This is a genomic window from Frankia sp. ACN1ag (genome assembly GCF_001414035.1).
Taxonomy (GTDB): domain Bacteria; phylum Actinomycetota; class Actinomycetes; order Frankiales; family Frankiaceae; genus Frankia; species Frankia torreyi.
This window is the reverse complement of the sequence record NZ_LJPA01000011.1, coordinates 104,877-131,347: the sequence shown is the minus strand read 5'-3', so window position 1 is coordinate 131,347 and position 26,471 is coordinate 104,877. Positions and strand designations below refer to the sequence as shown.

The following is a 26,471-nucleotide window of genomic DNA, read 5'->3' as shown; positions in this document are numbered from 1 at the left end:
TCGTGGGTCCTACCAGGAGCGATGATGACGTCGATCATCTCTGCCGTGCCCCCGTCCCTCGCCCGGCAGGCCTGCCCCGCCCGGCCGACCGGACGGCAGGCCGGCCGGGCGCCCACCGGCGACGAGGCCGCCGGCGCCGAGCCCACCGGCGACGAGCCCACCGGCGCCGCCGCGCCCGGCCTTCCGAACCCGCACCAGAGGCAGCACCCCGCGCCCGGCGCGCTGCTGGCGGTGCAGGGAGCGGGGCTGGGCGTGCCGCTGGTCGGCGGCGGGTGGGCAGAATACGCCAACCTCGACCACGCGGCGAGCGCACCGTGCCTGACCGCGGTGGCCGAGCACGTCGCCCGCGTGCTGCCCTACTCGGCGAGCGTGCACCGCGGCGCCGGATTCGCCTCCCAGGTGTGCACGACCCTCTACGAGGGCGCCCGGCGCGACGTCGCCCGATTCGTCGGCGCCCGCGACGGTGACCTCACCGTGTTCACCCGCAACACCACCGATGCAGTGAACCTGCTCGCCCGGTGCCTGCCCGCCGCCGACGCGGCCGGCGGGGTCGTCGTGTTCGACGTGGAGCATCACGCGAACCTGTTGCCCTGGCGCGCCCGCGCGGGCTACCGATCCGTCGCCGCCCGATCGACCCTGGCCGAGAGTCTCGCCGCGCTCGAGGCCGAGCTGACCGCGGCACCGACGGCTCTTCTCGCGGTGACCGGTGCCTCCAACGTCACCGGGGAGACGCCCCCGCTGGCCCGGCTGGCCCGGCTGGCACACCGCGCCGGCGCACGGATCTTCGTCGACGCCGCCCAGCTCGCCCCGCACCGCCACCTCGACATGGCCGCCGACGACGTCGACTACCTGGCGTTCTCCGGGCACAAGCTGTACGCGCCGTTCGGCGCGGGAGTGCTGGTCGGCCGGGCCGACTGGCTCGACGCCGCACCCCCCTACCTGGCCGGCGGCGGGGCCGTCCGCGAGGTGAGCACCGACGCCGTCGACTGGGCCACCGGCGCGGCCCGCCACGAGGCCGGCACCCCCAACCTCGCCGGCGCGACCGCGATCGCCGCCGCGTGCCGCACGCTTGCCGCGCTCCCCCCGGGCGCCTGGGAACGCCACGAGTCGGACCTGCGCACGCGGCTGCTGGGCGGGCTCGCCGGGCTGGACGGCGTCGTGATCCACCGCATCTGGTCCGACCCCGAGGCCACCCCGAACAGCGCTGGCGGCCCGAGCACGGACGGCGGCCGGCGTACCCGCGACGGCGCCGGAGCCTGGCAGGACGCGGTCGGCGTCGTCACGTTCTCGCTGCCCGGGCACGACCCGGCCCGGGTGTCGGCGTACCTGTCCGCCGAGCACGGCATCGGGGTGCGCGCCGGCCGGTTCTGCGCGCACCCGCTGCTGGCCCGGCTGGGGGCGCCGGGCGGGGCGCTGCGGGCCAGCATCGGGGTGGGCACGACGGACGATCATGTCGACCGCCTGATCGCCGCGGTGGCGCGATACCTGCGGGTCGGGCCCGGCTGGGACTACGCCCTGCGCGACGGGCAGTGGCAGCCGACCCCGGACGATCGGCGTCTTCCGGACTGGGCCGAACAGTACGCGGCCGCGGCCGCCCACGACCTCCCCGCCGCTCCCTGCGGGACCTGACGATCCCGGTGACCCGGCGGGCGGGCTGCGGCTCGCCCGCCGCCCGCTCCACCGGGTCACGCCAGGGCCGGGCCCGCCGGGTTGCGTTCCTGGGTGACCGCCACCAGCAGCTCCTCTGCGCTGGACGGGGCAAGCCCGTCCGACCTGCCGGCGAAGTAGCGGCGGGCAAGGCTCGTGGCCGACACGTGCCGTGCCGCGCCAAGGCCGGCGTCGCGGGCCAGCGCCAGCATGTCCTGCGGGGCGTAGAAGCTGACGAAGGGCGTGCCGGCGGCCCGCGCGGCGCGTTCGGTCGCCTCCCGTAGGGGGCGCTCCGCCGGTTCGACGAGCTCCAGCGGCAGCATGAACGTCATGGCCAGGGTGGAGCCGGGCGCAAGGGCCGCGACCTGGCCAAGCGTGGCCGCGATGGCGTCCCCGGTGAGGTACATGGAGACGCCGGCGGAGGCGATGACGGCCGGGCGGCCCGCGTCGAAACCGGCGGCCACCAGCCCCTGCCGCCAGGAGCCGCCCGCCTCGAAGTCCACGGGCACGAACCGCAGCCAGGGCGGGGCGCCGAGACCGAGCTCGGTCAGGCGCCGCCGCTTCCACTCCTGCGGACCCGGCTGGTCGACCTCGAACACCCGCATGCCGGCGGCGAGCTGCGGCCGACGCTGGGCGAAGGTGTCCAGGCCGGCGCCGAGGATGACGTACTGGTCGACGCCGAGGCCGGCCTGTTCGACGACCAGATCCTCGATGAGGCGTGCACGCGCCACGATGGACGCCCGGGTGCGGCTCGTGGCGGAGGGGTCCATGTCCGGGCGGCGCAGCCATCCGCCGTCCGGGGCCGCCAGCCGCAGCCCGATCTCGTCCTCGAACACGTGCGGCGGCGGGTCGACCTGGACGTGGACGGCCCGCCACAGCGCGACCCGCACCGCCGTGTTGTCCGGCTCCGCGGTTCGCAGCCCGTTGATCATTTTGCCGTTCCTCTCGACGATTCCATCTGCGGCGGCGCCCGCTTCACCGCTTCACCGCGCGGATGGGCATCGGCGCGCAGGCGCACGTCGATCACTCCGGGCTGCCGCTAGGTAGGATGCTAGCATCCTAGATTGACGTGACAGGTCTTTTCTCGAGACGAGGGGGGCAACCGACCGCCGGAAGACACCTGGGATGCACGCCGGGCCCGGCACAGGGTGATCCACCGACGACGGGACGTAGGAGTCGCCGGCGATACCTTGACAATCACGACTGAGGGTTACGCAAGCCTGGATCCAGGGTCACCATGGCCGAAACTCATCTTTTATCGAGCGGAAATCGCCCGTAGACCGCCGGGCTGGACAGTGTTGGCGTGATGAACATCGGAGCGGCTGCGGACGCCACCTGGCGTGGCGCGGTCGCCCGGTGTCCCAAGTCGCCCGGTGTCCCAACAGGATGGACCACGGCCCCTGTGGAGGAGTCCAGTCCGACGGTCGCTGCGAGGTCCCGGAACTCGGCCCGTGCCCCTTCCTGGACGCCCTCGACGCCTGGCCGTACCTCGACCAGCCCGCCATCGCCGGCCGATCGGTCCGGCCAGCATCGGCCCGCTCCGCGGCGGCCGCGGCGTTCCTCGCGGCCGCGGCGGTACGACCGGTGATCGTGGCCGACCTGCCGGCGGCGGCGATGTCCGCGAACAGCCTGCGCGCGTGCGGCGCGGAGCTCGCACCGGTGGCCGACGCCTGCCTCCTCGGCGATCACGGCGGTGCCCGCGTCCAGTTCCCGCCGTCCTACCGGGCCAGGCTGCTGACCGACGCCGGCGTGTCCGTCCGGGCCGGGGTCAACTGCAGGGACCGCAACCGGGTGGCGATCGAGGGCGAGATCGCCCACCGGATCCTCGGCACGCGGGCGCGGACGTCATGAGCTGGCTTCGGGGCGCGATGACCGCGCACGGCGACGTGGTGGACGTGGAGCTGTCGGACGGCGTCATCGGGCGGGTCGTCCCGAGCGGCGCGGGCGTCGACGTCGCCCGGGTCGGCCCGGGCGACGTCGACCTCACCGGCCAGGTGCTGCTGGCGTCGTTCGTCGAGCCGCACGCGCACCTGGACAAGGCGCTCACCGCGTCACTGGCCCGCAATGTCACCGGCGATCTCGCCGGCGCGATCGAGGCGATCCAGACCCTGCTGCCCGGCTCGACGGTCGAGGACTTCACGACCCGGGCCGAGGCGGCGCTGCGCATCCAGCTCGCGATGGGCACCACCCACATCCGCACGCACGTCAACGTCGGGGTGCAGTCGGGCATGCGGGCGCTGGAGGCACTCGTCGACGTGCGGGAACGCTGGCGCGGCCTGGTCGACCTGCAGCTCGTCGCTCTCGTGTCGAACCCGCTGGACGGCCAACCCGGCCGAGACCTGCGCCGCGCGCTGGCCGAGGGAGCCGACGTGGCCGGCGGCTGCCCACACCTCGACCCCGAGCCGCACCGCGCGGTCGCGATCTGCCTGGACGCGGCCGGCGAGGCCGGCCGCCCGCTGGACCTGCACACCGACGAGACCCTCGACCCGCGGCTGCTCACCCTCGCCACGCTCGCCGACCTGGTCGGCCGCACCGGTTTCCCGCACGGCGTGACGGCCAGCCACTGCGTCAGCCTCGCGATGCAGCCCCCGGACGTGCAGGACAGGGTCAGCGAGCAGGTCGCCGCCGCCGGCATCGCCGTCGTCGCGCTACCCCAGACCAACCTGTTCCTCCAGGGGCGCAACCATGCGGTCGGCACCCCGCGCGGGCTGACCGCCGTCGCGCCGCTGCGCCGCGCCGGGGTGACCGTGGCGGCGGGCGGCGACAACCTGCGCGACCCGTTCAACCTCGTCGGCCGCGGCGACGCGCTGGAGACCGCGTCGCTGATGGTCACCTGCGGGCACCTCGCCCCGGACGAGGCGCTGGTGGCGGTGAGTGACGCGCCGCGGCGCGCCCTCGGGCTGCCGGCCGTCTCGATCACCTCGGGCAGCCCGGCCGATCTTGTCGCGCTGCCGGCGGCGAACGCCCTCGAGGCGCTGGCCGCGGCCGGCGAGCAGCGGACCGTGTGGCGGGCCGGCCGGGTCGTGGCCCGCACCACGGTGCACTCGGAACTCACCGAACCGCGCCGACCGGCCCCGCGCGCCGAGCCGGTCCGGCGCCCCGGGACCGAGCCGTACGACGCCCAACCGGACCAGTGGGAGGCCGCCTCATGACGATCGCCGACACCGCCGCCGGCGCCACCGCCGACGCCACCGGATCCGGCGCGCCGGCCCTGCACTTCGCGGGGGTGCGCAAGCGGTTCCGGGACGGCACCGTCGCGCTCACCGACACCGACCTGACGATCCGCCCCGGCGAGTTCGTCTCGATCGTCGGACCGTCGGGGTGTGGCAAGAGCACCCTGCTGCGCATCGCCAGCGGGCTGGACGAGGCCACCGACGGAACCGTCGAGGTGGCCTCGAAGAACGTCGGCTACGTCTTCCAGGACGCCACCCTGCTGCCCTGGCGCAACGTCCGCGACAACGTGCGGCTGTTCGCGGAGCTGGAGCACCTCGACTCCGTCGAGGGGGGGCGTCGCGTCGCCGACGCGATCAGCCTCGTCGGGCTCGCCGGCTTCGAGAAACATCTGCCCCACGAGCTGTCTGGCGGCATGCGGATGCGCACGTCGCTGGCCCGCTCGCTCGTGCTCGACCCCTCGATCTTCCTGTTCGACGAGCCGTTCGGCGCGCTCGACGAGATCACCCGCGAACGACTCAACGACGAGCTGCTGCGGATGTTCATGCTGCGCCGGTTCGCCGCGCTGTTCATCACCCACTCGGTGGCGGAGGCGGTGTTCCTGTCCACCCGGGTGGTGGTGATGAGCGGTCGGCCGGGACGGGTGAAGGCGGATCTCGCCGTCCCGTTCGACTACCCACGCTCGCCGCACCTGCGTTACAGCGCCGAGTTCGCCGCCCTGTGCGGCGAGGTCTCGCACCATCTCAGGAGCGAGTCTTGAGCGTGACGGTGCCTTCCGCGGTCGAGACGGACGCGACCGGCGACGCGGCCGCGGCGACGCCGGCGATCGGCGCGACACCGCCCCGCCCCCGATCTCGCCGGCGCGGCGCCGGGCTGGTCAGCTTCGTGCTGCTGCCCGGGGCGGTGTTCGCGGTGTTCATCGGCATCTGGTACGCGGTGTCCGACGGGGTGCTCAACGACCAGCAGCGGTTCATGCTGCCGCCGCCGCACGAGGTCGTCCGGGTCGGCTTTCTCGACTGGTCGAACTTCACGACGATGATGATCGCGCTGCGGTTGACCTGTGAGGTCACCTTCGCCGGCCTGGCCATCTCGATCGTCATCGGGGTCACCGTCGCGGTGGCGATGAGCCAGGCCAGGTGGATAGAGAACTCGCTGTACCCGTGGGCCGTCGTGATCCAGACGGTGCCGATCCTGGCGCTCACTCCGGTGCTGAGCTTCTTCTTCGGTTTCGCCCTGACCAGCCGGATCATCGTCTGTGTCATCATCGCGTTCTTCCCCATCGTGTCGAACACGCTGTTCGGGCTGCAGTCGGTCGACCGGGGCATGCACGAGTTGTTCAGCCTGCACCACACCAGCCGGCTGACCCGGCTGTGGAAGCTGCAGTTGCCAGCGGCGCTGCCGTCGATGTTCACCGGGTTCCGCAACGCGGCCGGACTGTCGGTCATCGGGGCGATCGTCGGCGAGTTCTTCTTCAAGCAGGGTGAGCCGGGGCTCGGCACGAACCTGTCGGTGTTCACCTCCCGGTTGGAGGGCGAGCGCCTGTGGGCGACCACGCTCACCGCGAGCCTGCTCGGCGTCGCGGTCTTCGTCTTCTTCGGCTGGCTGGCGCGGCGCGTGGTCGGCCGCTGGTACCAGCCGAAGCGCGGCTGACCCCCTCGGCGCGACCCACGCGACGGCGCACCCTGCGCGCCGCCGCTCCCTGCCGCCGCGCCCCCACTGCACCGCACCCTCCGGCCCGAACGGCCGATGAACTCGGGGAGACCTAGTTGACCAGATCTCGGCGACGGCCCGCGCGGCTCGTTGCGCTGACCGCGACCGCACTCGCCCTCACCGCCGCCGCCTGCGGCAGCAGCGGCAGCGACGGGGGGGCCACCGGCGCGGCGGTCCCGTCCGCGGCGGGCGCGGCCCCGGCGGCGCTCAACCTCAAGGCCGCCGGCTGCCCGTCGACGATCGTGCTGCAGACCGACTGGAACCCGGAGTCCGAGCACGGCGGCCAGTACAAGCTGCTCGGGCCGAACCCGAAGATCGACGCGGGCAAGAAGTCGGTCACCGGTGAGCTGACGGCCCACGGCGGCGTCGACACCGGGGTGAAGCTGGAGATCCGCGCCGGTGGCCCGGCGATCGGCTTCCAGACGGTGACCTCCCAGCTCTACAAGGATTCCGGGATCACGCTGGGCTACTTGGGCACCGATGAGCAGATCGCCCTGTCCAAGACGCAGCCGACCGTGGCGGTGCTGGCGGGTCTGGAGAAGAGCCCGCAGGTCATTCAGTGGTCGCCGGACAAGCACCCGGGCTGGAAGACGATCGCCGACATCGGCAGGACCGACACAAAGGTCCTGTACTTCCAGGGCGCGTCCTACATGGACTACTTCACCGGCTCCGGCATCCTGAAGAAGGGTCAGGTCGACGGCAGCTACGACGGCACGCCGACCAACTTCGTGGCCTCCGGCGGCGCCGACGCCGTGCAGGGCTTCGCGACGTCGGAGCCCTACACCTGGTCCCACGAGGTGCGCTCCTGGGACAAGCCGTTGAAGTACCAGCTCATCGCGGACGCGGGCTTCGACTTCTACCAGCAGGCGATCGGCGTCCGCAAGGACAAGCTCGACGCGCTCAAGCCCTGCCTGAGCAAGCTCGTCCCGATCATGCAGCAGGGCGTCGTCGACTTCATGGCCGACCCGGCCGCGACCAACACGCTGATCCTCGACCTGGTCGACAAGTACAACAACGGCTGGGTCTACTCCCAGGGCGTCGCGGACTACGCGGTGCAGACGATGAAGTCGCTGGGCATCGTCGGCGACGGCGCCAACAGCACCCTCGGCGACTTCGACGACGCGCGGCTGCGGAAGCTCATCGAGATCCTCGACCCGATCTACCAGTCGCAGGGCAAGCCGGTCCTGTCCGGGCTCAGGCCGGCGGACCTCGTCGACAACAGCTTCCTCGACACCAAGATCGGGCTTGGTACCTGAGCGATGTCGGATTCGACCCTCGCGGCGTCGCACGGCCGGGCCGGGGAACGCGCGCTCCCCGGCTTCGGCCGGGCGGCGCTGCCCGCCGTGACCCCTCTCGACCCGGCTGTGCTCGACGCGCTGACCGCCGAGCTCGCCACCCTGGTCGGCGCCGACGCCGTGCTGCGCGACGAACCGGCCCGCCTGGCGGCCTCGACGGACTGGGCGCACATGAGCCCGGTGCTGGCGCCGCTGCTGCCCGGCGGTGTCGCCGACGTGGTGATCCGCCCGCCCGACGCCGCCGGGATCGCGGCGGCGGTCGGGGCCGCGCACCGCCACCGGGTGCCGGTGACCGTGCGCGGCCAGGGCACCGGCAACTACGGGCAGGGCATCCCGCTGTTCGGCGGGCTCGTCATCGACACCACGGCGGCCGCCCGGATCCTCGCGGTGGAGAACGGCTGGCTGACCGCGGAGGCCGGCGCGTCGTTCGTGCTGATGGAGAAGGCTGCCCTGGCCACCGGGCAGGAGCTGGCAATCCTGCCGTCGACCGTGGGCAGCACGGTCGCCGGATTCATCGCCGGCGGCTCCGGCGGCACCGGCTCGATCGCCAACGGCGCGATCTGGGACGGCTACCTGCGCTCGCTGCTCGTCGTGCCGTGCACCGACGATGCCATCCCGGTGGAGGTGCCCTTCCCGGACAACACCGCGATGGCGCACGCGTTCGGGGTCAACGGGGTGATCGCGCAGGCGACCGTGGCGCTGCGCCCCGCGCGCCGCTGGACCGGGCTGTTCGCGTCCTTCCCGGAGCTGGCCGGCGCGGTCGCCGCGGGCGAGGAGCTGTTCGACCTGGAGCCGACCCCGCGGCTGCTCTCCCTCGACGAGGCCGGGATCATCGCGACCTACCGGCCGGTCGACCCGGCGATGCCCGCCGGCCGGGTCAGCGTGCGCGGGATCGTCACCGAGGACAGCGTCGCCGCGGCGACCGCCGTCGTCGAGCGGCACGGCGGGCGGGTCGACGCCGTGCGCCCCAGGGGCCCGGCGCACATCGCCTCGCTGTCGTACAACCACACCACGTACCGCGTCCGCAAGGTCCGCCCGGAGCTCACCCACCTGCAGTGCATGGGCCCCGGTCTCACTCGGCGCCGCGCCGAGGTCGCGGCACTCGCNCCCGAGTCGCTCATCCACCTGGAGGGCTTCCTCACCGCGAACGGCCGCGACTGGGTCTCGATGCTGTTCCTGCGCTACGACGGGCCCGACGACCTGTACGAGCGGATGGCCCGCCTGGCCGACGTCGAGGTGTACGTCGACGACCCGCACACCTGGGAGCTGCACCACGGCCGCCTGGACCTGGTCCGCGAGGCCGCCGCCCGGCTCGACCCGGACGGCCTGCTCAACCCCGGCAAACTCCCCGCCCCCACCCCCGCCACACCGTCCTGAACCGTCACGCCGACGCACGGCAACGAGCGCCAGGGCGAACAACCACCGTGCGAGGGGCGGCCAAGGACGGGTGGCGAAGGTCATGCATCAACGCTAGAGCCGACACGGCCCGAATGTCGAACGTATGTTCGGATCCGTGACCGGCTGGCCGCGGGATCAGCCGAAGGTGTTGACCTTCGTCGGGGTCACGGCGATGCTGTAGCGGTGCTCACCGGGCGGGGTGAGCTTGCGGATGTCGTCGGCCGTGCGGCCACGGCTCTCGGCGATCTTCGCGGCCCAGGTGTAGTCGTCGTCGAGGATGACCTCGGCGGTGCCGCGAACCTCCACCGTGCGGTAGACGTTGGTGATGTCCAGCAGGAACAGCGAGCACTGCGGCGTGCGCTGCAGGTTCTTCAGCTTCTGCTTGTCCGAGCTGACGGAGATGCGGAAGACGCCGTCGTCGAGCAGGTAGCCCACGGCCGTGGTCTGCGGGGCACCGTCGGGGCCGAGGGTGGTGAGGATCGCGACCTCGGCGTTCTGCGCGAGGTCGCGGTGGGTCTCTGGGATGAGGGTCACCGGAAAATCGTACGCACACCGCGCTTCAGTCCAGGCCTGGATGCACCGCGCGCTATGCCTGCCCGTTGGGGTTCCTGAACGCGAAAGTGCCCTCCGAGCTGGGAGGATGGGAGTTCTCTATGCTTCCGTCCACCGGATCGAGAGGGCACTTCACAGGTGCGCTTGTTGCATGCGGCCTCGGGGACACACGCGCGGTTCGACAACGCTGATGCGTCGGCGCCTGAACAAGCTGATCACCACGCATCTGCGCATCTGCGCATCTGCAGTACACCTTCGGACGCTGGCAAGCGAGATGGGAGCTGGTGCGTTGCGCGGAGTCACAGCATGACGCGCCCTCCCGAACGGCTGATCAGGCCGCCCGAGCGAGCCCGGCGACGGCAGCGGGCCCCATCGCGGCCAGTGTCGCTGCGGCGGGACCAGCGCGACCAGCGCCGCTGCGACATGGCCGGCGAGATGGAGGAAGCCCGGCCGGGCCCGACCTACTGGGCGGTGAGCCCGCCGTCGACGATCTGCTCGGTGGCGGTGACGTACGACGACTCGTCGGACGCGAGGAACAGCACGACCTGGGATACCTCGTCGGGCTCGGCCATCCGTGCAAGGGGCACCAGGGCGGCGATGCCGCCACCCTGCTCGTCGGTGGCCGCAGCCATCATCGGCGTCTTGATGTAGCCGGGGTGCACCGAGTTGACGCGGATGTTGTCCTTCCCGTACTGCGCGGCGACGTGCTTCGTCATCCCTCGGGAAGCGAACTTGCTGCCGACGTAGGCGAGGTTCGGCGCGCCGACGATCGAGACGATACCCGCGATCGAGGAGACGTTGATGATCGAACCGCCTCCGGCCTTCTGCATCGCGGGGATGACCGACTTCATCCCGTAGAACTGGGAGTGCTGGTTGATCGCGCAGACCTTCAGGTACGCGTCCTCGTCGAGATCCACCGTGGAGACGATGGGCCCGAGGACGCCCGCGTTGTTCACCAGGACGGTGGGCGGGCCGAAGGTCGCCTCGGTCTCGTCGACGACGCGGCGCCAGTCGGCGAGGGACGCCACGTCGTGGACGACGAAGTGGGCGTTCTCTCCGAGCTCGACGGCGATCTGCTTCCCGCGCTCCTCGTTCAGGTCGGTCAGGACCACCTTGGCGCCCTCGGCCACGAACCGGCGCGCGTGCGCCTCGCCCATGCCCTGTGCAGCACCGGTCACGATCGCGATCTTGCCGTTCAGTCTGCTCATGTGCCCCTCTTCCTCCTCGTTGACCTGGGGGTCCGAGATCGGAAAGTCAGCGTCGAGCTCAGACCGAGCAATATGGTACTCGATACCGAAATTGGTGTGACCGCCGATGCACGGTCGTTTCGCCCTCCCGCGCGGCTGCGGACGACGGGTAGACTTGGCGGATGGCCGGCGCGAGCAACGGCTCACGCGGTGCCGGGCGGCCACGGGTCACGTCTCCCGAGGCCGTCGAGCAGGTGGCCATCCAGCTCCTGCTCCGCGAGGGCTACGCCAACGTCTCGGTCGACCAGATCGCGGCCGCGGCGGGCGTCGGCCGGACGACGTTCTTCCGCTACTTCCCCTCGAAGGCGGCCGTCGTGTGGAGCGCGTTCGACCACACCAACCGCCGCCTCGCCGAGCTGCTGGCCCGAGCCGACGGAGCCTGCCCGCCCATGACGGCTGTGCGAGAGGCGGTCGTGGGTTCCACACGCGACGCCGTGGACACGCGCGGTGTGTGGCTGGAGCGCTTCCAGCTTCTGGACACCTCAAGCGCCCTACGTGCCAGCGCCGCCGAGCACTGGGAGACGTGGCGGGCAACCGTGGCTGCGTTCATCGCGCAGCGAATCGGCGCGGCGTCCCAGGATGTCGTGCCGGCCGCGATCGCCGGTGCCATCCAGGGCGCATACATCGCCGAGCTACGAGGCTGGCTGCTCCTGACAACCACGACCGACGACCTGCTGGAGCGCTTGCGGCGCAGCCTGACCACGGTCGGCGACGCCCTCGAGGCGCTGACGGCACCCCCGCCCATTCCGTCGGCCGGCTGACCGAGGTGCTGACCTGAAAAACCTGGAGCACCGTCAACCGAGCCATCCTGGCCCGCGCTTCAGAGAACCGGGATGAAAAAGGATCAATGATGTGCAGGAGTGGGCATCCCCCGTCTTCAGCAGCAGGCGGGGGAGGACGTCAACGCGTCGATCGCGGGTCGAACCGGGCGATCTCGGCGAGCGACTGGCCCGCCGCGACCACCATCGCCTCGTAGAGTCGTGTGCCGCGCTCCGCGGTGGCCCCGGTCGGGTCGCCGATGGTTCCGTCGGTGCCGAAGTCGTCACTGAGCCACCCGAACGAGACCGCACCGCCGAAACGGACCCGATCGAACGAGGCGAGCTGCTCGGGGACGCTGCGCACCCCCAGATCGAGGCGGACCAGGTCGGGACGCAGATGCAGCAGCAGCGAGGTCTCGTCGATGCCGGCGTGGATGCCCATGCCGAGCTCGGCGGCCGGCGAGGTGCCGCCATGGTCCGCCGGCAGGGACGGGTGCATGACGAACGTGCGCAGCCCGTGCGCAAGACGGATGTCGCGGCTGGCGACCTGCAGCAGCGCGCTGTTGCCGCCGTGGCCGTTGAGGAACACCAGCCGACGCACCGGGGTGGTCGCGAGGCAGCGGGCCAGATCGTCGAGGACCGCGAGCAGCGTCGTCGCCGACAGCCACATCGTGCCCGGCGACCAAGCGTGCTCGTTGGACTTCGTATAGGCCAGCGCCGGCAGCAGCCACAGGTCACAGGCGTCACCGAAGGCGTCGACGGCGTCCCGGGCGAGCGTCTCGGCGACCAACAGGTCGGTCGACAGCGGCAGGTGGGGGCCGTGCTGCTCGATCGACCCGACGGGCAGCACGGCGACCGCGTCCGGCGAGAGCCCGGCGGCCTCGGGGGCCCGCAGGTCGGCGAAGTACCGGGTCATCCTGGCTCCTCAGCGGTCATGGTCACGGTCCCGGCCGCGGCCGCGGCCGCGGCCGCGGCCGGCAGCAGGGGCACCACGTCGCGGACGAAGCGCTCCATCTGCTCGCGGGCCCGGTCGTAGGGGTCCCCGGGCATGGCCGGGAAGATCACCAGATCGGTGAGGCCAAGCAGGTCGTCGAGGGCGGCGATGTGCGCGGCGACGTCGTCGGCGGTGCCGACCGCCCACGGCCCCTGCGCCATCGAGTCCTCCAGAGTGGGGATGAACGAGCCGTCGGCGGGCCGCCCGTCCGGGCCCACGTAGCCCCGCCCCCAGCCGTAGGGGGCCAGGAAGCGCCAGAACTCGTCGTGGCCCGCGCGGACGGTGGCCATCGCCTGCGCGCGGGTGTCGCCGACGGCGACGTTGAGCACGAGCATCCGGCGTTCTCCGCGTTCCAGCGGGCGGCCGTGGACCTGCTCGAAGGTCTCGGCGAACGCCCGCCAGTCGGCGGCGAGCCGGTGGCGTTCGCGCAGCCAGAAGACGCCGCCGAAGCCGCGGGTCGGCGCGGCGCGCAGCGTCGGCGGGCTGGTCACCGCCTGCCAGGTCTGGAACGGATAGCGCGGACGGGGGACCAGGGTGAGCTCGCGGACCTCACCGCCGCGGTCCGGGATCCCCGGCGGCGGCAAACAGAAGTGCCGGCCCGAGTAGCTGAACCGCTCGTGGGTGAACGCGGCGTGCAGGACGTCGAGGCTCTCCTCGGTGATCTCCCGGTTGAGCCGGTCGGCCGCCGCCGCCGACGGGTTGTCGTAGGAGCCGACGGACACCGTGCCCGCCGTCAGCGGCAGCATCTCGCGGGGCACGGTCCCGCGACCGACACCGAGGATGCCGCGCCCGCCGCTGAGGTTGTGCAGCAGCGCGAAGTCCTCGGCGAGGCGCAGCGGATGCCACTGGCCGACCACGTTGAACATCGTCCCGATCCGAATCCGGCCGGTGCGGGCGGCGAGGAAGGCGGAGAACATCAGCCCGTTCGGCACGACCTCGTAGCCCTCGTGCTGGAAGTGGTGCTCGGTCAGCCAGAAGCTGTCGTAGCCCAGCCGGTCGGCCAGCTCACCGCAGACCAGCAGCTCCCGGTGGGCGTGCTCGATCGCCGCCTGGTCGTAGCGGCGCTCGGTGGGCTCGGTGCCGCCGATCCCGGCGTCGGCCATCTCGACGCCACCGAAGAGGAACACGCCGATCCGCACGCTGCCTCCGAATGTTGACGGGATCAACATCGTCGCGCGGGTGCGTGACGGGACCGTCAGAGCCGAATGTCGGCGGCGCTAAACCTGGCCCCGCAGGTGGGACGGTCAGGCGTTCTGCTGGACGACGACGAGGCGCACCTGCTCGCCGTCCAGGCCGCGCCAGCGGTGGCGCACTCCCCCGGCGTAGTAGACGCTCTCGCCCGCGGCCACGGTGTGCAGCACGCCGTCGACGTCGACCTCGATGCAACCGGAGACGACGTAGACGAACTCCTCGCCGTCGTGCTGGAAGTAGTCGTGGAACGACGCCGGGGCGCCGGTGTACTCCGAGGGCAGCATCGCCCGGGCGCCGCGCACGAGGCTGCGCACCGACCCGCCGGGCGAGTCGACGGAGACGGTGTCGTGGCGCACCACGCTGACCGGTTCGACGAGGGGGACGCTCGCCTCCGCCGCGGCCATCAGGGCCTGAGCGCTGGTCCCGAGCGCGGAGGCGATCGCCGTCAGCGACCGCATGCTCGGCCGGGCCAGCCCCCGCTCGAGCTGACTGAGGAAGGGATGGCTCAGTCCCGCCCGGCCTGCCACGTCGACGAGGGTGAGGCCGAGGGCATGCCGCTGCGCGCGAACCGCCCCGCCGAGCCGGACGCCGACATCCTCGGCGAAGGCGGTCACGACGCGGCCGTGCCGGCAGCGGCCACCGCCGCGTCGAGCAGCACCCGGTCCGCACCGGGCGGGCCGACCAGGGCCAGTCCGACCGGAGCTGGTCCGACCGGGCGGCGCGGCGACCCGGCCGCTGCGGGAAGGGGGTCGCCGCCCTGGGTCATCCGGTCCGGCACGACACAGCTTGGCAGGCCGTACGCACTAGCCATAACTGTCCAGCCTAGCGTCGCCATACGCCAGGCGTCCCGATCACCTGTGCCGCTGCGACGAAGGTGCCCCGGGCCTCCGGCGGCGGGCAGCGCGAGCCAGGCGTCCGTGCCGAGCCGGTCCAGCAGCCGCTCCCGCCCGGCGGCGATCTCCCGCCGGGCGTCGCGTTCCACGTCGGCGTCGACCTCGGCGCCGAACCGGAATCGCGCCTCGACGTCGGCGCCCAACGCACCTGGGTGAGCGGTGATCCAGGCCCCGTGCAGCCGCCACGCCTCCGCGGCCTGCACCGCGCGAAACGCCGCCAGCAGCCGCGGGACGTCATCGAGTTCGCGCAGCGGCCCGAGGTCGAGCTCCGCGCCCAGCGCGTCGGCGAGCGAACATACGGCCTCCTCCGGCGGGTGCACGGCGACGAGCAGGCGCGCCACCGACCCCGCGGTCCCGGCCGGGCCCGCCGACCCGGACGATCCCGCCGGCAGCAGAATCTCCCCGACCGCGCGCAGCAGGCCCGGATCGGCGGTGAGCCAGCCGACCGTGTCGAAGGACGGGGCGAGCCCCAGCACGCCGCCCACCGCCACTGCGCCGTGCGTCGGCCGCAGCCCGTACAGCCCGCAGACCGAGGCGGGTACCCGAATCGACCCGGCTGTGTCGGTGCCGAGACCGACGTCGGCCTGCCCGGCGGCGACCGCCGACGCGGGCCCGCTGCTCGACCCGCCGGTCACCCGGTCCGGCGCCGCCGGATTGGGCGGGGTGCCGTAGTGCACGTTCACGCCGGACAGGGAGAAGGCAAGCTCGTCGGTCTGCGCGATCCCGACGATCGCGGCGCCCGCGGCCCGCAGCGCCCGGACGGCCTGCGCGTCAGCCGGTTCCACCGGCGCCTCGGCGAGCCAACGGGGATTGCCCGCACCGATCCGGTACCCGCCGACGGCGAACAGGTCCTTCACGGCCACGCGCAGCCTGTCGAGCGGGCCGCTGCCGGTCGGCGCGAGCAGCGGGTCGCCGCGTTCCCGCCAGACGGCCGGCGCCCACCCGCCCGTCGAGTTCACCGGCCACCCGCCGGGGAGGGGTCGTCCGTGGGATTCGGGTCGCTCATCGGTGCGACGCAGGCGGCGATCACCCGCCAGCCGTCGTCGGTGCGGGCCCACACCTGGGTCTGGGTACTCAGGCCGACGATCCGGCCGTCAGCTCCCAGCCGCTCATTCGTCGACACGGTAATGATGGTCTCCCCGGGGCTGCGCATCGTGTGCAGCGCGCGCAGCCGCCGCGGGCCGGGGGTGGGCCGGGCGGCCCGGTAGGCGGCGAGCGCCGACGGCCCGACGAGGGGCCCGTCCCCGTCGACGCGCACCACGTCCGCACTGGCGGAGAAGGACTCCTGCTGGGTCGCCACGTCCCCGGCCAGCAGGGCCCGCTCGTACCGCGCGAAGGCGGCGCCGAGCTCGGGGTCGATGGCGGCCAGCTCCGCCGGTGCCCCATCAGTCTCCGACGTGGCCGCCGCCGTCTCGATGCCAAGGGGACGCAGAATGCTGAAGTCGGCGAAGTCGTGCCGCAGCGCCGGGCGGCGCAGCAGGTCGGTACCCGGCCGGCCGGGCGCCTCCCCGGCGGCGACCGCCTCGAACGCGTCGGCGGCTCGGCGCAGGAAGTCCGGGCCCACCCGGTACCGCAGGGTGTGCGCGGGATAGATCTCCCGCACCGAGCCGGCCAGCCGCGACGCGAGGCCGCGCAGGGTCGCGGCGAACACGTCGATCTCGGCGTCGGGCAGGTGCACCCAGAAGTCGCCGGTGACGAGGGTGTCGCCGGCGAACAGCAGACCGTCCCGCTCGTCGAACAGGCACAGCGAGTCCGGCGAATGGCCGGGGGTGTGCAGCACGGTCAGCTCCCGGCCGCCCAGGTCGAGGCGCTCGCCGTCGACCAGTGCGGCCGGCGCGGGCCCCGCAGGCACGGTCCAGGCGTCGGCGGACGGCGGCAGCGGTCGGGGCGTCGTGTCCTCGGTGAGCAGGTGGAAGAACCGCTCGTCGTCGGCGCGCAGCCGTTCGTAGGCGGCGTACTGCTCGCGGGCGACGGCGAGGTAGGCGGCCAGCCGCTCGGCGGGCACCGGTGTCCTCAGCGACGGCGCCGCCAGCGGGTGCGCCGCGACGTCGCGGAACAGCCAGTTGCCGCCGCGATGGTCGTCATGCCCGTGGGAGTTGACGGCGAGGATCGGCCGGCCGGTCAGGGACCGGGCCGCCGCGTGCACGTCGGCGAGACCCAGCCCGGTGTCGACGAGCACCGCGCGCTCGTCGCCCTCGACCAGGAAGCAGTTGACGTGGCCGGGCTCGGCGACCAGCCAGGTCCGGGCCGCCACGGGCCGCAGCGCGAACCAGTCCGCCGCCATGGCCACCGCGTCGCCGCCGGTCATGGCGCGGCGGACGGCGCGGCGGCCAGGACGGCGCGGTCCTCGTCGTCGGTCCCGGCGAGGGGCCCGCGGCGCACCATCGCCGCGAACCCGTCGTCCGGGCTCATCAGGGTCAGCGCGTACATCCGGCCCGGTCCCGTGTTGGTGATGTGGTGCACCGACGTGGGCGGGAGCACCAGCGTGCCGCCGGCGGCGACGGCGACCTCGGTGCCGTNGCAGACGGCCACCCCGCGCCCGCGCAGGAACACGAACAGCTCGGTGGACGCGGGATGGCTGTTGGGCGGCTGGGCTCCGCCGACGTCCCAGGACTCCAGGATGACGGTGACCGGCGAGGCCTCGGGGCCGGCGAGCACGCCGAGGCGCACGGTGTCCCCGGCGCTGATGTGGTGCATCTCCAGGGCGTCCGGGGTGATCAGGATCGGCGTCGTCGGCACGGCGTCACCCCTGCCCGGCGGGGTTGGCGGGGTCGGCGGGGTCGGCGACACCGGCCGCGGCCGCCGGATACCGCGCATCGGCGGTCCCGGCGAGGCCGTCGGTGAGCGCCGCGGAGGAGGCGACGAACCCGAAGCACTGGGCGACGTTGTAGACGGCGGCGTCGTGGCAGAACGGCGGTGACGTCGTCGCCGCGCAGTCCTCGAGCAGCACGACGTCGTAGCCGAGGCAGGCCGCGTCGGTGAGGGTCGCCAGCACGCACTGGTCGGAGTTCACCCCGGCGAACAGCAGCGTCGTCACCATGAGGTTGCGCAGCACGGCGTCCAGCGGCGTGTCGAAGAAGCCGCTCATCCGGTACTTGTCGACGCGCACGTCGCCGAGGGGCACCGGCAGCTCGTCGACGATCGCCGCCGACCAGCTTCCGGCCTGCAGCGTCGGGCTGCCGCCGGGGCGGGCCGGCGCGCCGATGCCGCCGCTGGCCCCGTCCGGGTTGTAGACGTGCAGCACGCCGGGCGGCAGGTTCGCCGCGTCCGGCCGGTTGCCCCAGTTCAGCCAGACGACGGCGACGCCGGCGGCGCGCAGCACCGGCAGGGCGCGGCGCAGCGGTGCGATGGGGCGGCGCGCCGGGGTGATGTCGACGCCGATCGAGGCGAGCCAGCCGTCGGGATGGCAGAAGTCGTTCTGCATGTCGACGACGACGACGGCGGTGCGGGCCAGATCGAGGGTGAGCCGCTGCGGGCGGGCGTCGACGGTGACCGGCAGCGGCGCGACCGGGGCGCGGCGCAGATCGACGTGTTCGGACGACACCGCCCACGAGTTCCGGGGGCCGCCCAGCCGGATGTTGACCACGTGAACATCCTGCGGCCGGTCGTTTGCCTCGGCATTACCGGCCAGTTGCGTCGTGGTGGCGCCCGGGGTGGACCACGCCTCGCCGTTCGCGGGACGGACGCGCTGGTCACACCGCAGGCGGCGGGCCGGTGACCGCGTGGCACGGTAACGAGACCGACACCGGGGTGTGGCAGCGTGCCGGCCCGTGACCGTTCTGCACAGCGGGGTCGGGATTACCGCGGGCGAGACGTACCTGCCGGCCCGGCCGGACGAGGTCTGGTGGGGGCTGCTGCCGAACGCGGCGAGCCGACCGGTGCTGACCGTGCCGTCCGGGCAGGCCATCCGGATCGACACGATCAGCCACGAGGGTCTGCTCGCCGACCAGGGCGGCGACCCGCGGACCTTCTTCGGCGCCGCGGGCATCCCGACCGACGCGCTGCTCGACGACGTGCTGGCGCTGGCGGGCAGCGGCCGGCGCCACCAGCCCGACGTCGCCGGCCCGCACGTCGTCACCGGCCCGGTGGCCGTGCGCGGGGCCCGACCGGGCGATGTCCTGGAGGTCGAGGTGCTCGACCTGGTCCGCCGGGCTCCCTACGGGGTGATCAGCAACCGGCACGGGCGGGGGGCGCTGCCCGGCGAGATGCCGATCGCGCCGCCGGGCCTGCCGGCCGGGGCCGCGGTGCCGCCGGTGTGCCTGGTCGCGCACACCCGGGGCGAGTCCGGGGTGCTGCCCGTGGGCGACGGCCGACAGATCCGTTTCCCGCTGCGTCCCTTCCTCGGAATCATGGGGGTGGCGGCCGCGACGACCGACCCGGTCCACTCGGTGCCACCCGGCCCGCACGGCGGCAACCTCGACATCCGCCACCTCGGCGTCGGCGCCCGTCTCTACCTGCCCGTCCAGGTCCCGGACGCGCTGTTCTACGCCGGGGATCCGCACTTCGCCCAGGGCGACGGGGAGGTGGCGCTCACCGCGTTCGAGGCGCCGCTGCGTGCCCTGCTGCGGCTGACCGTGCGCTCCGACGAGACGGTGCGCCGCACCGCCCGCGCCCTGAGCGCACCGTGGGCGCAGACCGACGCGCTGCACATCGTCGCCGGGCTCGACCCGGACCTCGGCGCGGCGATGCGCGCGGCCACCCGCAACGCCGTGGCATTCCTGGGCGAACGGTTCGCGCTGCCGCCGCACGTCGCCCTCGCCTACCTCAGCGCCGCCGGCGACTTCGCGGTGAGCCAGGTGGTCGACCAAGTCGTCGGCGTGCACTGCTGCATTCGTCGCGACGACCTGCGCGGGCTGGACGAAGCGAACGGGCTGGACGAAGCGAACGGGCTGGGCGGGCCGGACGGGCCGGACGGGCTGGGCGGACCGGACGGCGACATCGGCGGATGAGACGACGCCGCAACGGATACCCTCGGCTTCTGAGCGGTTCCGCGGGCGTCGGAGGGTGGTCCGGGTGGCGATGGCCGAGCAGGTCGAGGTCCCGTTGCTACGCGGGCTGATCGGGCGGGCGCTGCGGCGCCGCCGGCTGGCCCAGCAGCGCACCCTGCGCGACGTCGCCGCGGCGGCGCTGGTGTCGATGCCGTACCTGTCCGAGATCGAGCGGGGTCGCAAGGAGGCCTCCTCGGAGATCCTCGCGGCGATCTGCCGCGCGCTTGGCGTGCGCCTGACGGACCTGCTCGACGAGGTGCGCCTCGAACTCGCCCGCATCGAGCCCGAGATCGCCCCCGCCGTGCCGGCCGCGCCGGCGTCCGAGGTCGCCGGGCCGGTCACGGCCCACCTCGGCGTCCCGGCCCCGACGGGGCTGGCGCGACCGTTCGAGCCCCGTGCCGCCACCGGCGGCCCCCTCGAAATTCGCGGCTCCATGGCAGTTGGCGGCTCCATGGCAGTTGGCGGCCCTGTCGCGGTTGGCGGCCCCATGGCAGTCGGCAGCCCGATCGCAATGGGCGGCGCCATGGGGGTGAGCGGCCCCATCGCGATGGGCGGCCGGCCCGCGGTGGACGTCTCGGCGGCCTGGGACGGCGCCGGTGCGCTCCCGGTGCTCGACTCCCCGGCGCACCAGCACGGCGTGTCCCCGAACCTGGGGTTCTCGGCGGGGTTCGAGGCGGTCCTCGGCGCCGGCCGGATCGTGGTCCCAGCCGGCGCGCGGTTCGCCCGCCGATCCTTCCACCAGCCCGCCGCCGGAGAGATCCGCGCCTCCCGCCGCGGTCGCCCCGCGCCGGCCGGCCGGACCTGCCCTACCGCGAGCCCGCGGTACCCCGCCGGGCGGGCCGGGCGGACCACCCGGCGATCAGTCTCGGTCGCCTCCACACGCTGACCGTCGACCACTCCCCGGGGAGGCACCATGCGGTTCCTGGTCATCACCCTGATCGTCCATCGGCCGGACCCGGTCACCGGCGTCACGCCGTCGACCCGGGACCGGTTGCGCGAGGTCGTCGACAGCGCGGTGCTCGCCGAGGAGCTGGGTTTCGACGGGTTCGGCGTCGGTGAGCGGCACGAGCGGCCGTTCATCTCCTCCTCGCCGCCGGTCGTGCTCAGCCACCTCGCGGCGCGTACCTCGCGCATCCGGCTGTTCACCGCGGTGACGACCCTGAGCCTGCTGGACCCGGTGCGCGCCTACGAGGACTACGCCACCCTCGACAACCTCTCCGACGGCCGCCTCGAACTGATCATCGGCAAGGGCAACGGCACGGCGCAGCGGGAACTGTTCGACGTCACCCCCGAGGACCAGTGGGATCGCAACGCCGAGTCCTACGAGCTGTTCCGGCAGATCTGGCGGCAGGACACGATCACCGCGCAGCCGCGCTACCGGCCCGCGCTGCACGAGGCCGAGGTCTGGCCGCGCCCGTTCCAGCAGCCGATCCGGGTCTGGCACGGCAGCGCCACCAGCCGGGAATCGGTCGACCTCGCCGCCCGCTACGGCGATCCCCTGTTCTCCGCCAACGTCACCAACCCGATCGAACCCTACGCCGAACTGGTCCACTACTACCGGCAGCGCTGGGCAGAGTACGGCCACGACCCGGCGCTGGCCGCGGTCGGCGCCGGCACGGCCGGTTTCCACGTGGCCCCCCGCTCCCAGGACGCCGTCGCCGCCTACGCGCCGGTGTTCGCCGGGCAGCTCGCCTTCCAGCGTTCGATGGGGATGGAACCGGTCTTCCCGACGCTCGAGGACTTCATCGAACGCAGCTCCGCGCTGATCGGCAGCCCCCAGCAGATCGTCGACAAGGTGCACCGCTACCACGAGCAGTTCGGCCACAGTGTGCTGCACCTGCACGCCGAGGCCGGCGGCCTGCCCGCCGCCGAGCACCGGGCGAGCCTGGAACTGTTCCAGTCCGAGGTCGCCCCGGCGCTGCGCCGGAGCATCCCCGACCCGCCGTGGCCCTGGGCGCCGGTCCTGCCCGGGGCCGCCGAGGCTGCGGTCGCCGGCTGACCAGCCTCCCGCAGCAGGATCCCGGTCCGCTGTCGAACTCGAAGCGGACATCCGCAAGTGGATCAACGACTCGGCACACTAGTGCAGCGCCTCGGAAGTCCGCTTCCCGTCCAGCCTTTCGCGCTGCGTGACGTCGCCGTGTGGCTGCGAGGGTCGCTATGGGGGCGACGGCTCGCGGTTCGGGGCGGATGCGTGGGAGAGCCGCCACCGTGGTCCTTCTATACGGTTCAGCGTCCGATTTATCCATACAGAACAACCACGTGGCTCCGCTCCCACGCACACCTCTCGCGAGGCGGTTCCGGCGAACCATCCGGCGGCGAGACGAACGCCGTCTGACATCACAGGCCGTCACCGCACACCGGAAAGGGACCTATGAGCGGCTGCACTAGCCTCGGGTGGCCTTCTGCGCGTCCCAGGCGTCGAGCAGGGAGCGTTCTTCGTCGTCGGTAAGACCTGCTACCGGTTGTGCGGGCGGTGCGCGGAGTCCGTCGAGCAGTGTTTCCGCCAGCGGCCGGCTGACCAGACCGTGAGCACGCGCCGTGGTGTTGTCGAGATCGTTGAACCCGGAATAGTCGGGTTGCCGCAGCCACAAGGGCAGCGATGTCGGCCCGGACCAGGTCCGCACACCGTGCCGGTCGAGCCAGTCGGGAGCGGCCCGCACGAGTGACCCGCGGTGGCCCGTGATCTCGCGGGTGAGAGCGATGTGCTCCTCGAAGGGAATCGAGTCGCNGGTCGCGTTCACAGTTCCGGCGCGATGCTGGCGCGCGGAGTCGACCAGCCAGAACCCGAGATCACGCACGTCGATGACTTGCGTCATGAGGTTCGGTGCATCCGGTACAAGTACCCGACCATCCGGATGCGACGGGGCCGCGAACCGTGAGGGCCAGTAGGTCGTCCGTCCTGACCAGTCACCAGGTCCGCCGATCAGACCGGAGCGAGCGATCAACAGACGGGACGACCCGAACGCGTCGGCCACGACCTGTTCACACGCCACTTTCGCGGGACCGTAGTCGGCCATGGTGGCCATGACGTCGCCGGCAAGCGGCTCCAGCAGGGGAGCGTCGACGGTTTTCCGCAGCGCGGACGGGTCGGCGTACACATTGCCGGTGGACACGAAGATGAAGTGCGAGCAGCGCGGCTCCAGTGCCGCGGCCGCGCTACGCACGTGCCCAGGCTGGCGAGACACGTCCACCGCCGCGTCGAACTCGCCCGGGAGGAGATCGTAGCTGGCCGGATCGCGACGATCACCGCGAACCAGTTGCACGCCCTCGGCGGCGTCACCCGACTCACCACGAGCCAGGCACACCACGCTGTCGCCCGCGTCGCGCGCCGCCTCGGCCACGGCCCGGCCGAGCCAGGCGGTGCCACCCAGGACGAGCAGCCTCATGGCACACATTCCACTGCGCGATGATCCGTACCACTACCAGATTCCGCGGTCGTCGAACGAACGGTCCCTCTCAAGCGCCTGTCACCCCAGCCTACGATCGACCTGGAAACATGGATTCCGCGCACGACCCGGTGATCCGACCTGGTGGGATTCTCAGCGATCGGATCACCGGGTCGAGGTCAGGCGGCGCCGGAGATGCGGGGCGTCGTCGCCTTGCGGCTGGTGATGACGTCGTCGATGAGGCCGTAGGCGCGGGCCTCGGTGGCGCTGAAGATCTTGTCGCGTTCGGTGTCGCGGCGGATCTCCGTCTCGCTGCGGCCGGTGTGCCGGGCGAGCAGGGTCTCCTGCAGGGCGCGGACGCGCAGGATCTCGCGGGCCTGGATCTCCAGGTCGGACGACTGGCCCTCCCCCTGCGCCGACGGCTGATGGATCAGGATCCGGCTGTTNNCCAGCGCGAACCGCTTGCCCGGCGTCCCCGCCGCCAGCAGCACCGCCGCCGCCGACGCCGCCTGCCCCATGCAGATCGTCGAGATGTCCGGCCGCACGAACTGCATCGTGTCGTAGATCGCCGTCAACGACGTGAACGACCCACCCGGCGAGTTGATGTAGATCGAGATGTCCCGGTCCGGATCCTCCGACTCCAGGAACAGCAACTGCGCCATCACGTCGTTCGCCGACACATCGTCGATCTGCACGCCGAGAAAGACGATCCGCTCCTTGAGCAGCTTCGAGTACGGGTCCATCGAGTACTCGCCGCGCGACGTCCGCTCCACGATGTTGGGCAGGACGTGGCGGGCGGCGCTCATCGGGCACCCCCCGCCGGGCCGAAGCCGGTGCGGCCGGCCGCGCGGCGTAGGCCGATGCCGGCGCCGCCGACACCGCTGGGCACCTGGTCGACCCGCTCGACGACGTGGTCGACCAGCCCGTAGTCGCGGGCCTCCTCGGCGGTGAACCACCGGTCGCGGTCGGAGTCGGCCTCGATCTGCTCGACGGTCTGCCCGCTGTGGAAGGCGATGCGCTGCTGCAGCGTCCGCTTCGTGTACAGCATCTGCTCGGCCTGGATGGAGATGTCCGCGGCCGTGCCGCCGATGCCGCCGTGCGGCTGGTGCATCATGATCCGCGCGTGCGGGAGGGCGTACCGCTTGCCCGCGGCGCCGGCGCAGAGCAGGAACTGGCCCATGGACCCGGCGAAGCCGAGCGCGACGGTGGCCACGTCGTTGCCGACGTACTGCATCGTGTCGTAGATCGCCATGCCGGCGCTCACCGAACCACCCGGCGAGTTGATGTAGAGGTGGATGTCGGAGGTCGGGTCCTCCGCGGCGAGCAGCAGCAGTTTCGCGCTGATCGCGTTGGCGACGGCGTCCTCCACCACTGCGCCGAGGAAGACGATGCGGTTCTCCAGCAGCCGGCCGAACACCTGGTCGTCGGCGGTGCCGGCGCCGGCGGCCTGGGCGATCGGGCTTCGCGGCCGGCCGAGGCCGGGCCCCGCGTGCGCCGTCGATATCTCGATCATGAAACGTGTCCTCCCGCCGACCGGGTCGGGACTCGTCGCGTACGACGAGGGGCCGGCCCTTCCAGGGTCACCGGGAAAGCCGCCGCCGGACCGGCGGTCTGCCTGCGGCAGATCTGCTCATGGCAGACAGGCCGCAGACAGGACGCGGCCAGGACGCGGCCAGGCCGCGGCGCCGGTCCCCACCGCGGCCAGCGCGCCCCGCGCCCCGCGCGTCAGCGGTCGTCGCCGCCGAGCGGGTCGTCGAGGAAGTCGAGGAACGAGTCGTCCAGGTCCAGCCGACCGCCGGCGAGTCCCGGGGCCGGACCGCCGCGGTCGGGCCCGCCCGCGTCGCCGTCGGTCCGCAGCGACCGGGCCGTGTCGTCCCGCAGGCCGATCATGAAGTCCTCGGCGAGACGGACCTGCTCCTGCAGCGAGGCGAGCTTCTCCTCGGCCAGGCTGACCCAGGTCTGCAGCCGGTCGTGCAGCTCGGCGCGCAACTGAGGAGGCAGCCCCGGCTGCGTGATCCGCTCACGCAGGGTAAGCAGCGAGCGCATCTCCTCCACCGTGAAACCCAGCGGCTTCATCTTCTTGATCAGAAAGAATCGATCGAGGGCATCGTCGTCATAGAGTGGAAAACCACCCTCCGAGCGGCCCACGGCGACAAGAAGGCCGGCCTCCTCGTAGAACCTGGCGGTACGCAGGGACAAGGTCACCAGGGTGGCGACGTCGCCGATCTCGTAGCGCCCGTCGCGGGCGTCGGCGGAAGACCTGGCGCTGCTGGTTGTGGACAATTCAACCCTTATCAGGTGAGCTCGGCGGCTGGTGTTCAGATATCTAGCGTCTACGCGTGGGCAATCCGCGGCTACACACAAGCGGTAAAGATCTGGTAATCCCTGACCGACCGCGCGTCCCCTGCGGATCCGGCTTCCCGAGGCCCCCACGCGCGCCCCTCCCTGCCGGAGCGGGGCGGGACCACGGCGAGCGTCGGCAGACTCTCCGAACACGGCGAAACCGGGGCCGGGCAGCAGACGACAGAGCCTGCTCCGTCACCTCGCGTAGCCGGCAGGCCCGGCGGGCTGATGTGCCCCACCGACCTACCGTAGCCGGTGACCTGGCACGACACGCCCAGGCGCAGCCGCCGGCCGGAGGGGACGCCTAGCGCTGGGTCAGGCTGACCGGTCGGCGTCGCCGTGCAGGCCGATGACGAAGTCCTCGGCAACGCCGGCCTGCTGGCGCAGGGTGGCGAGCTTCTCCTCGGCCAGCACGACCCAGGTGCGCAGCAACTCGCGCAGCTCGGCCCGACGGGCATCGGAGATCTTCGGGTCAGACAACTCGTCGCGGACGGACAGCAGCGAGCGCATCTCCTCGAGGGTGAACCCGAGGGATTTCATCTTCTTGATGACCAACAGCCGGTCGACGGCCTCGTCGCCGTAAAGGCGGAATCCGCCGGGGGTACGGCCGGCGGTCGTGAGCAGCCCGGCCTCCTCGTAGTACCGGACCGTGCGCAACGAGAGCCCGACCCGCTCGGCCACCTCACCTATCTGATACGTGGTTCCGCGGGCCGCACGGAGCGCGGATGGATCGCGACGCGTCGTGGACAAGGTGACCCTCACGTTAGTGGCTCGACGCCGGGAGCAAGGCTGATAACAGACGACTCTACGACGTTCCGGACAGCGGGCCGATACGGGTCGCTTCGGCCCACCGTGCGCCCTCGGACGATCCTCCGACCCGGTGCGGAAGGTGACACCC

Annotated in this window: 24 protein-coding genes and 5 pseudogenes; 12 read left to right on the top strand and 17 right to left on the bottom strand. The window is 72.6% G+C overall.

Annotation, left to right across the window (positions count from 1 at the left end):
• Positions 1-24: 24 nt before the first annotated feature.
• Positions 25-1,629 (top strand): aminotransferase class V-fold PLP-dependent enzyme, encoded by a 1,605-nt coding sequence (locus UK82_RS12095; RefSeq protein WP_052681198.1) that lies wholly within the window; start codon positions 25-27, stop codon positions 1,627-1,629.
• 56 nt (positions 1,630-1,685) lie between these two features.
• Here the strand turns inward: UK82_RS12095 and UK82_RS12090 are convergent, their stop codons facing one another.
• On the bottom strand, positions 1,686-2,579 hold the full coding sequence (locus UK82_RS12090) for a class I SAM-dependent methyltransferase (protein ID WP_055407128.1): 894 nt from the start codon (positions 2,577-2,579) through the stop codon (positions 1,686-1,688).
• A gap of 424 nt (positions 2,580-3,003) precedes the next feature.
• Between UK82_RS12090 and UK82_RS12085 the strand changes: the two genes are divergently transcribed.
• From UK82_RS12085 to UK82_RS37455, 7 genes and pseudogenes are all read left to right on the top strand, one after another.
• Positions 3,004-3,498, top strand: a complete 495-nt coding sequence (locus UK82_RS12085; protein WP_161849108.1) for a methylenetetrahydrofolate reductase C-terminal domain-containing protein — start codon at positions 3,004-3,006, stop codon at positions 3,496-3,498.
• Positions 3,495-4,799, top strand: a complete 1,305-nt coding sequence (locus tag UK82_RS12080; protein WP_055407127.1) for an amidohydrolase family protein — start codon at positions 3,495-3,497, stop codon at positions 4,797-4,799. The genes UK82_RS12085 and UK82_RS12080 overlap by 4 nt, the downstream gene beginning before the upstream one ends.
• Positions 4,796-5,578 carry an ABC transporter ATP-binding protein gene (locus tag UK82_RS12075; RefSeq protein ID WP_055407217.1) on the top strand — a complete coding sequence of 261 codons (783 nt, stop codon included), beginning with the start codon at positions 4,796-4,798 and terminating at the stop codon, positions 5,576-5,578. Before UK82_RS12080 ends, UK82_RS12075 begins: the two co-directional genes overlap by 4 nt.
• Positions 5,575-6,468, top strand: a complete 894-nt coding sequence (locus tag UK82_RS12070; protein WP_055407126.1) for an ABC transporter permease — start codon at positions 5,575-5,577, stop codon at positions 6,466-6,468. Before UK82_RS12075 ends, UK82_RS12070 begins: the two co-directional genes overlap by 4 nt.
• Positions 6,469-6,584: 116 nt before the next feature.
• A complete protein-coding gene (locus UK82_RS12065; RefSeq protein ID WP_055407125.1) occupies positions 6,585-7,784 on the top strand; it encodes a hypothetical protein in 1,200 nt (399 codons plus the stop codon).
• A 3-nt stretch (positions 7,785-7,787) separates the two neighbouring features.
• Positions 7,788-8,929 (top strand): annotated as a pseudogene (locus UK82_RS12060) (FAD-binding oxidoreductase); the annotation flags it as partial.
• Between the two features lies 1 nt (position 8,930).
• Positions 8,931-9,200: pseudogene (locus tag UK82_RS37455) on the top strand (FAD-binding oxidoreductase); the annotation flags it as partial.
• A gap of 156 nt (positions 9,201-9,356) precedes the next feature.
• Here the strand turns inward: UK82_RS37455 and UK82_RS12055 are convergent.
• Positions 9,357-9,755: a PPOX class F420-dependent oxidoreductase gene (locus tag UK82_RS12055; protein WP_011605381.1), complete on the bottom strand. Its 399-nt coding sequence runs from the start codon at positions 9,753-9,755 to the stop codon at positions 9,357-9,359.
• Between the two features lie 479 nt (positions 9,756-10,234).
• Positions 10,235-10,981 carry a glucose 1-dehydrogenase gene (locus UK82_RS12050; RefSeq protein ID WP_044886124.1) on the bottom strand — a complete coding sequence of 249 codons (747 nt, stop codon included), beginning with the start codon at positions 10,979-10,981 and terminating at the stop codon, positions 10,235-10,237.
• 161 nt (positions 10,982-11,142) lie between these two features.
• On the opposite strand from UK82_RS12050, the gene UK82_RS12045 reads away from it, so the two are divergent.
• Positions 11,143-11,781 carry a TetR family transcriptional regulator gene (locus UK82_RS12045; protein ID WP_052681186.1) on the top strand — a complete coding sequence of 213 codons (639 nt, stop codon included), beginning with the start codon at positions 11,143-11,145 and terminating at the stop codon, positions 11,779-11,781.
• A 139-nt stretch (positions 11,782-11,920) separates the two neighbouring features.
• On the opposite strand, the gene UK82_RS12040 is transcribed toward UK82_RS12045, so the two are convergent.
• The 8 genes and pseudogenes from UK82_RS12040 to UK82_RS12010 form a co-directional block, all read right to left on the bottom strand.
• Positions 11,921-12,694, bottom strand: coding sequence for a creatininase family protein (locus UK82_RS12040; protein WP_055407123.1), 774 nt, complete (start codon positions 12,692-12,694; stop codon positions 11,921-11,923).
• Entirely contained in the window at positions 12,691-13,911 is a 1,221-nt protein-coding gene (locus UK82_RS12035; RefSeq protein ID WP_236705833.1) for an LLM class flavin-dependent oxidoreductase, read from the bottom strand. The genes UK82_RS12040 and UK82_RS12035 overlap by 4 nt, the downstream gene beginning before the upstream one ends.
• A 105-nt stretch (positions 13,912-14,016) precedes the next feature.
• Positions 14,017-14,577: a helix-turn-helix domain-containing protein gene (locus UK82_RS12030; protein WP_044886121.1), complete on the bottom strand. Its 561-nt coding sequence runs from the start codon at positions 14,575-14,577 to the stop codon at positions 14,017-14,019.
• Positions 14,574-15,815, bottom strand: a complete 1,242-nt coding sequence (locus tag UK82_RS12025; protein WP_055407121.1) for an amidase family protein — start codon at positions 15,813-15,815, stop codon at positions 14,574-14,576. The genes UK82_RS12030 and UK82_RS12025 overlap by 4 nt, the downstream gene beginning before the upstream one ends.
• Entirely contained in the window at positions 15,812-17,140 is a 1,329-nt protein-coding gene (locus UK82_RS12020; RefSeq protein WP_236705832.1) for an AtzH-like domain-containing protein, read from the bottom strand. Before UK82_RS12020 ends, UK82_RS12025 begins: the two co-directional genes overlap by 4 nt.
• Positions 17,141-17,160: 20 nt before the next feature.
• Positions 17,161-17,375: pseudogene (locus UK82_RS37450) on the bottom strand (cupin); the annotation flags it as partial.
• A gap of 1 nt (position 17,376) precedes the next feature.
• Positions 17,377-17,595: pseudogene (locus tag UK82_RS37445) on the bottom strand (cupin); the annotation flags it as partial.
• 4 nt (positions 17,596-17,599) lie between these two features.
• Positions 17,600-18,442 carry a cysteine hydrolase family protein gene (locus tag UK82_RS12010; RefSeq protein ID WP_044886118.1) on the bottom strand — a complete coding sequence of 281 codons (843 nt, stop codon included), beginning with the start codon at positions 18,440-18,442 and terminating at the stop codon, positions 17,600-17,602.
• Between the two features lie 184 nt (positions 18,443-18,626).
• Here UK82_RS12010 and UK82_RS12005 point away from each other — a divergent pair, with 184 nt between their 5' ends.
• From UK82_RS12005 to UK82_RS11995, 3 genes are all read left to right on the top strand, one after another.
• Positions 18,627-19,805, top strand: a complete 1,179-nt coding sequence (locus tag UK82_RS12005) for an acetamidase/formamidase family protein (RefSeq protein WP_055407119.1) — start codon at positions 18,627-18,629, stop codon at positions 19,803-19,805.
• A gap of 70 nt (positions 19,806-19,875) precedes the next feature.
• On the top strand, positions 19,876-20,730 hold the full coding sequence (locus tag UK82_RS42575) for a helix-turn-helix domain-containing protein (protein WP_095212238.1): 855 nt from the start codon (positions 19,876-19,878) through the stop codon (positions 20,728-20,730).
• Positions 20,731-20,757: 27 nt separating this feature from the next.
• Complete coding sequence (locus UK82_RS11995) at positions 20,758-21,843, top strand: LLM class flavin-dependent oxidoreductase (protein WP_044886116.1); 1,086 nt, start codon at positions 20,758-20,760, stop codon at positions 21,841-21,843.
• Positions 21,844-22,573: 730 nt separating this feature from the next.
• Here the strand turns inward: UK82_RS11995 and UK82_RS37440 are convergent.
• The 6 genes and pseudogenes from UK82_RS37440 to UK82_RS11970 form a co-directional block, all read right to left on the bottom strand.
• A partial coding sequence (locus UK82_RS37440; RefSeq protein ID WP_396230527.1) for an oxidoreductase occupies positions 22,574-23,230 on the bottom strand: 657 nt, incomplete at its 3' end.
• Between the two features lie 179 nt (positions 23,231-23,409).
• Positions 23,410-23,676 (bottom strand): annotated as a pseudogene (locus tag UK82_RS37435) (ATP-dependent Clp protease proteolytic subunit); the annotation flags it as partial.
• 2 nt (positions 23,677-23,678) lie between these two features.
• Positions 23,679-24,036: ATP-dependent Clp protease proteolytic subunit (locus UK82_RS37430; protein ID WP_236705831.1), on the bottom strand; the 358-nt coding region annotated here is incomplete at its 3' end.
• Positions 24,033-24,743, bottom strand: coding sequence for an ATP-dependent Clp protease proteolytic subunit (locus UK82_RS11980; protein WP_052680980.1), 711 nt, complete (start codon positions 24,741-24,743; stop codon positions 24,033-24,035). The genes UK82_RS37430 and UK82_RS11980, both read right to left, overlap by 4 nt.
• Positions 24,744-24,955: 212 nt before the next feature.
• Positions 24,956-25,513, bottom strand: a complete 558-nt coding sequence (locus UK82_RS11975) for a MerR family transcriptional regulator (RefSeq protein WP_044884036.1) — start codon at positions 25,511-25,513, stop codon at positions 24,956-24,958.
• A 375-nt stretch (positions 25,514-25,888) separates the two neighbouring features.
• Positions 25,889-26,323: a MerR family transcriptional regulator gene (locus tag UK82_RS11970; RefSeq protein ID WP_041940731.1), complete on the bottom strand. Its 435-nt coding sequence runs from the start codon at positions 26,321-26,323 to the stop codon at positions 25,889-25,891.
• Positions 26,324-26,471: the final 148 nt, after the last annotated feature.

What these genes read in the sequence shown, in the direction of transcription:
- UK82_RS12095 (WP_052681198.1), top strand. Translation starts at nt 25, where the DNA reads ATGACGTCGATCATCTCTGCCGTGCCCCCGTCCCTCGCCCGGCAGGCC.
- UK82_RS12090 (WP_055407128.1), bottom strand. Translation starts at nt 2,579, where the DNA reads ATGATCAACGGGCTGCGAACCGCGGAGCCGGACAACACGGCGGTGCGG.
- UK82_RS12080 (WP_055407127.1), top strand. Translation starts at nt 3,495, where the DNA reads ATGAGCTGGCTTCGGGGCGCGATGACCGCGCACGGCGACGTGGTGGAC.
- UK82_RS12075 (WP_055407217.1), top strand. Translation starts at nt 4,796, where the DNA reads ATGACGATCGCCGACACCGCCGCCGGCGCCACCGCCGACGCCACCGGA.
- UK82_RS12050 (WP_044886124.1), bottom strand. Translation starts at nt 10,981, where the DNA reads ATGAGCAGACTGAACGGCAAGATCGCGATCGTGACCGGTGCTGCACAG.
- UK82_RS12045 (WP_052681186.1), top strand. Translation starts at nt 11,143, where the DNA reads ATGGCCGGCGCGAGCAACGGCTCACGCGGTGCCGGGCGGCCACGGGTC.
- UK82_RS12040 (WP_055407123.1), bottom strand. Translation starts at nt 12,694, where the DNA reads ATGACCCGGTACTTCGCCGACCTGCGGGCCCCCGAGGCCGCCGGGCTC.
- UK82_RS12020 (WP_236705832.1), bottom strand. Translation starts at nt 17,140, where the DNA reads ATGGCGGCGGACTGGTTCGCGCTGCGGCCCGTGGCGGCCCGGACCTGG.
- UK82_RS42575 (WP_095212238.1), top strand. Translation starts at nt 19,876, where the DNA reads ATGGCCGAGCAGGTCGAGGTCCCGTTGCTACGCGGGCTGATCGGGCGG.
- UK82_RS11995 (WP_044886116.1), top strand. Translation starts at nt 20,758, where the DNA reads ATGCGGTTCCTGGTCATCACCCTGATCGTCCATCGGCCGGACCCGGTC.
- UK82_RS11980 (WP_052680980.1), bottom strand. Translation starts at nt 24,743, where the DNA reads ATGATCGAGATATCGACGGCGCACGCGGGGCCCGGCCTCGGCCGGCCG.